General features: G+C 62.4%; 6 protein-coding genes and 1 riboswitch. Of the genes, 1 reads left to right on the top strand and 5 read right to left on the bottom strand.

Annotated features, from left to right (window positions below):
- Nucleotides 1–366 precede the first annotated feature (366 nt).
- The 3 genes from thiQ to thiB are packed head-to-tail and all read right to left on the bottom strand — an operon-like array spanning nt 367 to nt 3,760.
- Complete coding sequence (gene thiQ, locus IP85_RS12895; protein WP_054150090.1) at nt 367–1,110, bottom strand: thiamine ABC transporter ATP-binding protein; 744 nt, start codon at nt 1,108–1,110, stop codon at nt 367–369.
- Nucleotides 1,100–2,755 (bottom strand): thiamine/thiamine pyrophosphate ABC transporter permease ThiP, encoded by a 1,656-nt coding sequence (locus IP85_RS12890; protein WP_054150089.1) that lies wholly within the window; start codon nt 2,753–2,755, stop codon nt 1,100–1,102. The genes thiQ and IP85_RS12890 overlap by 11 nt, the downstream gene beginning before the upstream one ends.
- Before the next feature lie 6 nt (nt 2,756–2,761).
- Nucleotides 2,762–3,760, bottom strand: a complete 999-nt coding sequence (gene thiB / locus IP85_RS12885) for a thiamine ABC transporter substrate binding subunit (RefSeq protein ID WP_156322872.1) — start codon at nt 3,758–3,760, stop codon at nt 2,762–2,764.
- A gap of 65 nt (nt 3,761–3,825) precedes the next feature.
- A riboswitch (TPP riboswitch) is annotated at nt 3,826–3,942 on the bottom strand.
- A gap of 136 nt (nt 3,943–4,078) precedes the next feature.
- Here thiB and IP85_RS12880 point away from each other — a divergent pair.
- The gene (locus tag IP85_RS12880; protein WP_245280864.1) at nt 4,079–5,866 is read left to right on the top strand and encodes an ABC transporter ATP-binding protein/permease; all 1,788 of its coding nucleotides are present in this window, start codon (nt 4,079–4,081) and stop codon (nt 5,864–5,866) included.
- A gap of 19 nt (nt 5,867–5,885) precedes the next feature.
- Here IP85_RS12880 and IP85_RS12875 read toward each other — a convergent pair whose 3' ends face one another.
- Together IP85_RS12875 and IP85_RS12870 are read right to left on the bottom strand one after the other, a co-directional pair.
- Nucleotides 5,886–7,718: an ABC-F family ATP-binding cassette domain-containing protein gene (locus IP85_RS12875; protein WP_054150086.1), complete on the bottom strand. Its 1,833-nt coding sequence runs from the start codon at nt 7,716–7,718 to the stop codon at nt 5,886–5,888.
- A 4-nt stretch (nt 7,719–7,722) separates the two neighbouring features.
- Nucleotides 7,723–8,376: a thiamine diphosphokinase gene (locus IP85_RS12870; RefSeq protein ID WP_054150085.1), complete on the bottom strand. Its 654-nt coding sequence runs from the start codon at nt 8,374–8,376 to the stop codon at nt 7,723–7,725.
- Nucleotides 8,377–8,520: the final 144 nt, after the last annotated feature.

The raw sequence follows: 8,520 nt of genomic DNA, 5'->3' as shown, positions 1-8,520 counted from the left end.
TAGGCCTGCTCGAACAGCGACTGGCAGGAGGATAGGACGAGGCCCGCCGAGACGATCACGGCGACACTCGACGCAAACCTGAAAGGCCGGCGCCGCAGATTCGTCTCTGCAGCTATCGCGCTGTTCCGGCTCAAAAACTGCATCCTGCCCCTTCACCCTGTTCCCGAACGATCGCCAACCTGGCAACATCCGGGTGCAGCATCCAATTGCCTTCAGCCGATATCCGCATTCTGCTGATCCGGCAGCATTTCACATAGTGCGAAAACACCACTCGCTCCAGAAGATAGTCACGCCGAGGCAAATGACCAATGGTCTTGCCGCAGGAACAACTATTCCCAACGCGCATGGCAGGCGCGGGCGACGAAATTAAGGCGATTGGGGTGCAATTGCCGTCGTGCCGAGGAAGTCGCGCACGGCTGTGACATCTGTTCTCGCGAGAAAATCGCTCTTCGATGCATTCACCACGACATGGCCGTTTTCGAGGAAAACGACATGGTGCGCCAAACGAAGCACGTCACGCGGATCGTGGGTGACGAGCAGGATGGTGGCCGCTGTTTCAGCATGCAGTTCGGCGAGAAGGTCAACCATTGCGCTTCGCAGACCAGGATCCAATGCGGCGAAGGGTTCGTCGAGGAGCAGGATCGGGCGGCTGCGGACCAAGGCGCGAGCGAAGGCTGCCCGCTGCCGCTCTCCGCCCGAGAGAGAACCCGGCAGCCGCCGCTCGTAGCCCGCGAGGCCCACGCGATCCAAAGCGGCGGAGATCGCCTTGCGGTCAGCGGAGGTCAAACGCATGCCAGGATGGATGCCGAGGCCGATATTGGTGAACAGGTCGAGATGGGCAAAGAGGTTGTTGTCCTGGAAGACCAGCGAGACCGGCCTCTCCGCCGGCGCCAGATCCGTTACATCTCGATCAGCTATTTTGATCCGGCCGGTCTCAGGTTGCTCGAAGCCGGAGACGAGGTTGAGCAGGGTCGACTTGCCGGATCCGGATGGGCCGACAATACACGTGATCTTGCCGGCATCGAGACCGAAATCGAAGTGAAACTCGCTTTGGCCGAGTGTAAGTCGCACCGCATCGAGGCGGATTGCCGTCGAAGTCTCATCGCGCATCGGGGGCCTCCCGTTCACTTGCTTGACGCGTTCCAGGCGCTCCGAGGAGCGCGAGGAGGAGACACAGCATTCCGAGTAACAGAGCAAGTCCATCAGCATCCGTGCTGCGGTAGCTTCCCATGGACGCATAGATGAGGGCGGGTAGTGTCATGATGTTTTCCGAGCCGAACAGGGCGACTGCTCCGAGATCTCCCAAGGAAAGTGCCATGGAAAAGGCGAGCGCGGTCAGAAATGGCCGTTTCAGCTCCGGCCAGTCGACGCGGCGCAGACGCTGAGCGACGGACAGGCCAAGGCTTTCGGCAAGGCGCCCCGTGCGCGCCCGGTGCTCGCGATAGGCCGGCTCCAGCACGCGCACGGCAAACGGCAGGGCCATCAGGGCATTGATGCCGGCGACGACCAAGGGCGCGAAGCTTGCGATCTCACCGCTCGATCGGAGCGCGAGAAACCAGCCGGTGGCAAGCACGCTCGTCGGGATAAGCAGAACCAGCGATGAGAGCGAGGCAAGCGCGATCGACATGAGGCGATTGCCGACATTCCGGTTTCGCTGCGTGTCGATTTCGGTCCTTGCTGCGACCGCGCCAAAGGCAAGCAGTGTCGCCGTAACGCCTGACACGAGCGCTACCAGCAGGCTGGTCAGAGCCGCCTGCTGGAACGTCGATTGCGATATCAGCCGAGCGAGGTCTGCCTGTAGTCCCGAGACGACGACCTGGCCAAGCGGCAGGATGAGAAAGAGGCCGGCCAGCGAGAGCAGCAGCGCGTCGATCAAACGGACGAGCGGGCGTCGGCCATCGAAACGAGGGAAACGGCGCCCGCTTGTGACACCGGTGTCGGAGGCTGCGGGCAGCAGGCTGAGGCCGATGAGGATCACGCCGGTGACCGTGATCTGCAGCAGTGCCAGCGATACGGCGCGCTCCGGATTGAAGTCGAAGCGCAGAGCCTGGTAGATGGCGACCTCGATTGTCGTTGCAGCAGGCCCCCCGCCGAAGATCAGCACCAGCGTGAAGCTCGTCACGCAGAGCATGAAGATCAGCCCCGCGGCCCCCGGGATGACGCGCGCCAGGACAGGCCACTCGATGAAGCGGAAGGTGGCGATCGGCGAGAGGCCGAGGCTTGCCGACATCCGCCAGTATTCGGCCGGCACGCGCTCCAGGGCAGACAGCATCAGTCGTGTGGCAAGCGGCAGGTTGAAAAAGACATGGGCAATCAGAATTCCGGTCAGGCCGTAGACCGAGATGGGCTGCAAGAGACCGAGGCCTCCCAAGGCATCGTTGACGATGCCGTTGCGGCCGAAAATACCGATCAGCCCCAGTGCGCCGATCAGAACGGGAAGTCCCATGGGAACCGCCATCAGACGGATCAGCCAGATTCGTCCGGGGAAAGCCGGCTGTCGAGCAAGCGCGCTGACGACAGGCAAGGCAAGCCCGACGGAGAGGAGCGTCGACAGGAAGGCCTGCCAGAGGGTGAATGACAGCACCGAACGGACGACTGGATCGCCGAAGGCCTGCAGAATGCCGACGGTCATTCTCCCGGCGAGCAGTGCGGTCAGGGCGATGCCGACGAAGGCCGCCACTGCCAGCAAAACCAAAAGGCCGCCCGCGAGTGCGGGCAGCCTCTGACGTTTCGACTGGTGAAGCGGTCGGAGCATCCGGTGTTACTTCAGCGTCATGGCCTTCAGCCACTCGTCGATCCAGGCCTGACGGTTGGCCGCAACTTCGGCCGGGTCCATCAGGAAGGTGGTCTTCGGCTGGACGAGCTTGCCGAAGGCGTCCGGCAGGGGCTCTGATGTGGCGGCGACCGGCATCATCCAGTTGTTGGTGGGGATGGTGTCCTGGAAGCCGGGCTGCAGCATGAAGGCGAGGAACTGGCGGGCGAGTTCCTTTTCCGGCGCCGTCTTCAGAAGGCCTGCGACCTCGATCTGGATATAATGCCCTTCGGAGAACTCGGCCGCCTGATAGCGGTCGGTCTCTTCGGCGACCATGTGATAGGCCGGCGAGGTGGTGTAGGAGAGGACCATCGGTGCCTCGCCCTTGGTGAACAGGCCATAGGCTTCCGACCAGCCTGGCGTGACGGTCAGGACACGGTCCTTGAGCTTGGCCCAGGCTTCCGGTGCCTGGTCGCCATAGACCGACTTGACCCAGAGCAGCAGGCCGAGACCCGGCGTCGAGGTGCGCGGATCCTGGATGACAATCTTTTGGGCCGGATCGCCCTCGACGAGATCCTTCAGGCTCGTCGGCGGGGTCTTGATGACCTCGGTGTCGTAGATCACGGCGAAATGGCCGTAGTCATAGGGCAGGAAGACATCGTCGCTGAAACCGCCCGGCACCTTCACGGCCGAGGCATCAACGCCATGCGCTTCGAAGAGACCGGTCTGCTTGGCTTCCTCGACGAGATTGGTGTCGAGCCCGAGAACGACGTCGGCCTTGGATGTCTCGCCTTCCAGCTTCAGGCGGGTCAGAAGCGCCACACCATCGGCGACGCCGACGAAGTTGACGGTGCAGTCGCAGGTCTGTTCGAAGGCTTCCTTGACCTTTGGGCCGGGACCCCATTCGGAGACGAAGCTCTCATAGGTGTAGACGGTCAGCGTCTTGCCGGCGGCCAGCGCCGGGGAGACAAAGCCGAGGATCGCAGCGGAGACGCTGCCGATGAGCATGGAAACAGTACTGGGTCGCATCGCGCCCTCCTCGTTGGTGTCATTGCTGTCGGGATAGGGCGCCTGATGTCGTCGCGTCTAATCCCTCCGCCGGTGTTAACCGGATCAGGTTCCGCGGGTTGGCGTGACGCCTCTCAGCCTTCCCGATCGCGTGAGATCGCAAGGCACCCCGTTAGAGCAAGCCTGAGATAGCGCGCAGGCGAGCTGAGCGCAAGGGTGCAGGGTGCAAGGTGTGGCGTGCGATGGGTCGCGCCGTTCACTGTCAGGAAACCGTCAATAGCCACGTGATAAGGGGAAGGCATTTATCATGATGGCGTGATGCGTATGGCGAAGTCGCAGTCGAATGAAGGGCTCGGAATGGACAGGTTTGTCGCCGAGGTCGAAGGCAGCCTCCGGCGGCAGCTCGGAATGGCCGTCGACAGCTTCTGGCGATCATCCGTCCGCAACCGCATCTTGGCCTTCGCCTTTGCGCTCGTGGTGGTGATCCTGGCGACTGCCTATGGCACCGTGCTTCTCAACCAGTGGAACGCGCCCTTCTACAACGCATTGGAACGGCGTGACCTGCCGGCCTTTCTTCTTGAACTGCGCCACTTCGCGATGATTGCGGGCGCCCTGCTGGTGCTCAATGTCGTGCAGGCCTGGCTTAACCAGATGACCGCGCTTTCCATGCGCGAGGGCCTGTCGCGCGATGTCGTCGACCAGTGGTTGAATGGTGCGCGGGCCTATCGGCTCTCCGTGTCGAGCCCGCTCGGGGTCAACCCCGATCAACGCCTGCATGAGGATGCGCGCAAACTCGCGGAAATGACCACGTCTCTGTCTATCGGGTTGTTCAATGCGACGATCCTGCTGGTCAGCTTTATCGGGGTGCTGTGGAGTCTTTCCAGCGACTTCACCTTTCAGATCGGTGAGACCCGTTTCCAGATCCCCGGCTACATGGTCTGGGGCGCGCTTATCTACGCGCTTCTCGCATCGCTGCTCAGCCAGGTGGTCGGGCGCAGCCTTTCGAACCTGAATGCCGAACGTTATGCCCGGGAGGCCGATCTGCGTTTCTCGCTGATGCGTGCCAATGAAAACCTGGAGGCGATTGCGCTTGCGCATGGCGACGAGACCGAACGCCGCCACATTCATCAGTCGCTCGACGGGGTCCTCATCTCGATCCGTCACCTGGCTCTGGCCTTGACCAATCTCACCTGGGTGACAGGAGGCTTCGGCTGGCTTGCCATCATCGTGCCGATCCTGATCGCCTCGCCCGCCTATTTCGCCGGCACCATCACGTTCGGCGGTCTGATGATGGCGGCCGCGGCCTTCACGCAAGTCTATTCGGCGCTTCGCTGGTATGTCGACAATTTCGGGGCCATCGCCGACTGGCGTGCGGCGCTGATGCGGGTGACGGTGTTTCGCGCCGCCTTGACCAGCATGGACGACAGACAGAACAGCGCCGGTGAAGTGGAGCTGACGCGCAGCGAGGATGGCACGCTGAGACTGGAAGACCTGGAAATCCGCACCCGTGTCACAGCAGAAGGCTCCGAAGCGGCGTTTCGTTTTCGTCAGCGCGCGGTGATCATCGCGGCGGGGGACCGCGTGATGATCAATGGCGATCAGGGCGTTAATCGCAAGCTATTGTTCCATGCCATGGCCGGGCTCTGGCCCTTCGGCAAAGGTAGGATCGCCCTTCCGGCCGAGTCGGACATCATCTTCGTGCCGCAATCGGGTTATCTGCCGGAGGGCAGGCTGCGCAGCCTGCTCGCCTATCCCGTCGCCTCGGCGCGTTTCACCGATGCAGACATGACGGGCGTGCTTCAGCTCGTGGGACTGGCCGAGTTGGCCGGCCGTCTCGACGAGCGAGCCCGGTGGGAGCGAATCCTGGACAAGGACCAGCAGATGGCGCTGTCCTTTGCCAATATCCTGCTCAGAAAGCCGCGCTGGCTGGTCTTGCATGATGTGCTGGAAGCTTTGGAGCCGGAAACCGAGAGCCGGCTCATGAACATCCTGTCGACGGAACTTGCGGGGACGACCCTGATCTACCTGGGACGTTCCATGGCTTTCGCCACTGCCACCGGTGCGCGAGCGTTGCATCTGGAGAGATCAGGAGAGATGCGGGCCTGAAGCCGAAAGCCGGAGAGCCTCAGCCCTCCAGTTCTTCACGCAGCATTTCGAGCTCCAGCCATTCCTCTTCCATGCGCGTGATGTCGGCACGCAGCTTTTCCATTTCGGCGGCGAGCTTGTTGAACGTCGCCGGGTCCTTGGTGAAGAGGTTGGGATCGGCCATCCTGGCTTCGCGCGCGGCGATCTCCTTCTCGGCCTTTTCCATTTCCTTCGGCAGGTTTTCGAGCGCGAATTTCTGCTTGAAGGAAAGCTTGCCCTTGCCCTTCGATCCGCCATCGGCGGACTTGCCGCCCGAGGCTTCCTGCGCCTTGGCCTTTTCGGCCTTTTCAACGCGTTTGCGTTCGTCCTCGACGCCCTTGCGCTGGGCGAGCATGTCGGAATAGCCGCCTGCATATTCGATCCAGCGACCGTCGGGCGCGTCGGGGTTGGCCGGTGCGATGGTCGAGGTCACGGTGCGGTCGAGGAAGTCACGGTCATGGCTGACGAGGATGACCGTACCAGTATAGCCGGCGACGATTTCCTGCAGCAGGTCGAGTGTCTCGATATCGAGATCGTTGGTCGGTTCGTCGAGGATCAGGAGGTTCGAGGGCTTTGCCATGATCCGCGCCAGCATCAGGCGTGCGCGTTCGCCGCCCGAGAGGTTGCGGATCGGGGTGCGAGCCTGTTCCGGCTGGAACAAAAAGTCCTTCATGTAGCCGGTCACATGCTTCTGCTCACCATTGACCAGAAGGTTGTCACCCCGGCCGTCGGTCAGGTAGTGGGCGAGCGTATCGTCGGGATTGAGATCCTCGCGCTTCTGGTCGAGAACGGCGATCTCCAGATTGGTGCCGAGCTTCACCAGGCCTTCGTCCGGTTCCAGCTGGCCCGTCAGCATCTTCAGAAGCGTCGTCTTGCCGGCGCCGTTCGGGCCGATCAGACCGATGCAATCGCCGCGATGGACACGGATCGAGAAGGGCGCAACGATTGCCCGATCGCCGTAGGTCTTGATGACCTTATCAGCCTCGATGACCAGCTTGCCGCTTTCCTTGCCTTCCGTCGCCGATGCCTGAATCGTGCCCTGTGGGCCCTTGTGTCCGCGGTAGTTGGCGCGCAGAGCCTGCAGATTGCCAAGGCGGCGCATATTGCGCTTGCGGCGTGCGGTGACGCCGTAGCGTAGCCAGTGTTCTTCGCGCTCGATCTGGCGACCCAGCTTGTGCTGTTCGATCTCTTCCTCTTCGAGCACCTGGTCACGCCATTCCTCGAAATGGGCAAAGCCGCGATTGAGCCTTCGCGACTGGCCGCGATCGAGCCAGACGGTGGCGGTCGAGATCTTTTCGAGGAAACGACGGTCGTGTGAAATCAGGACAAGCGCGCTGCGGCTCTTCGACAATTCGCCTTCCAGCCATTCGATGGTCGGCAGGTCGAGATGGTTGGTCGGCTCGTCGAGCATCAGGATGTCTGGCTCGGGCGCGAGCACGCGGGCAAGGGCTGCGCGGCGGGCTTCCCCACCAGAGAGACGGGTCGGATCTTCCTGGCCGGTCAGGCCGAGATGTTCGAGCAGGTAGGTGACGCGATAGGGATCGTCGCCCGGTCCCAATCCCGCCTCGGCATAGGCCTGGACCGTTGCATAACCCGCAAAATCAGGCGCCTGCTCCAGGTAGCGGATGGTCGAGGACGGATGGCGGAAAACTTCGCCGGACTGTGCTTCGACGAGGCCGGCGGCAATCTTCATCAGCGTTGATTTGCCAGAACCGTTGCGGCCGACGAGGCAGATGCGGTCGCCAGGCTCCACCTGCAGGCCAGCACCGGCAAGCAAAGGCGTTCCGCCGAAGGAGAGTTGGATATCGTCAAGTTTCAGAATGGGAGGCGCCAAGGCTTCAGGCTCCGGAAAGATCGTAGGGGCGGGCAAGCAGGATCGCCCGGCCGCGGGACAGTGAGACCGAGATCGGTCCTTCGGCGATGTTGGATATCGTGCGCGATGAGCCGAAGGGCAAACTGAAGTCCTGCAAAGGATAGCGTGCGTTGCGGATCGTCAGTCCTTCGAGCGTGGTGAAGCCGAGCACCGAGAAAAGCGCGCCTTTGGGCATTTCGAGAGCCAGTTCGCTGTCCTCGGCGAAGGGATAGGCCTCTTCCTCGCCAGAGGTCAGGACCACCTCGTAACCGTCTTCGACCAGGCCGAGGGCGTTCAGATAGTGTTGCAGCGCGTGATCGGACCGTTCGCCGCCGAGTGCGCCGACGAAGATCAGCCGGCTGGCGCCCCGCGCGATCGCTTCCGCGACTGCGATCTCCCCGTCAGTGACGGCCTTTGCCGCCGGATAGCTGTGGCGTTCCACGGTCGGAAAACGGGCGATCAATTCGCTGTCGCTGCTGTCGAAGTCTCCGACCCAGAGCTCTGGAGTGACGCCCAGGTTCACTGCATGGCGCATGCCGCCATCGGCCGCGATCACGCGGCTTCCTTCGGTCAGCGCCCGCAGGCGGTCGGTAACGGCGAGGCTTCCGCCGAGAAGAAGGGTGAAAGAGGTCGAGGTCATGCGCCAGCCCTTAGCGCATCTTCGCCAAAAAGGGAAAGGCGAATGCGTCGCAGACTGCGCTTGGCTGCTTGTCGAACGGCTCCCCGGACCTGCCGTTTCAGGCACGGTCCGGGTCGAGCGATTTCAGCGCTTCTTGGGAGAAGC

This window comes from Rhizobium sp. AAP116, assembly GCF_001295785.1.
Lineage (GTDB): Bacteria > Pseudomonadota > Alphaproteobacteria > Rhizobiales > Rhizobiaceae > Allorhizobium.
Note: the sequence above shows the minus strand (reverse complement) of the source record. Positions and strands in the feature narration are given on the sequence as shown.

Excerpts from the sequence above, each read along its gene's own strand:
- thiQ (WP_054150090.1), bottom strand. The coding sequence starts at position 1,110 with ATGCGCGATGAGACTTCGACGGCAATCCGCCTCGATGCGGTGCGACTT.
- IP85_RS12890 (WP_054150089.1), bottom strand. The coding sequence starts at position 2,755 with ATGCTCCGACCGCTTCACCAGTCGAAACGTCAGAGGCTGCCCGCACTC.
- thiB (WP_156322872.1), bottom strand. The coding sequence starts at position 3,760 with ATGCTCATCGGCAGCGTCTCCGCTGCGATCCTCGGCTTTGTCTCCCCG.
- IP85_RS12880 (WP_245280864.1), top strand. The coding sequence starts at position 4,079 with ATGCGTATGGCGAAGTCGCAGTCGAATGAAGGGCTCGGAATGGACAGG.
- IP85_RS12870 (WP_054150085.1), bottom strand. The coding sequence starts at position 8,376 with ATGACCTCGACCTCTTTCACCCTTCTTCTCGGCGGAAGCCTCGCCGTT.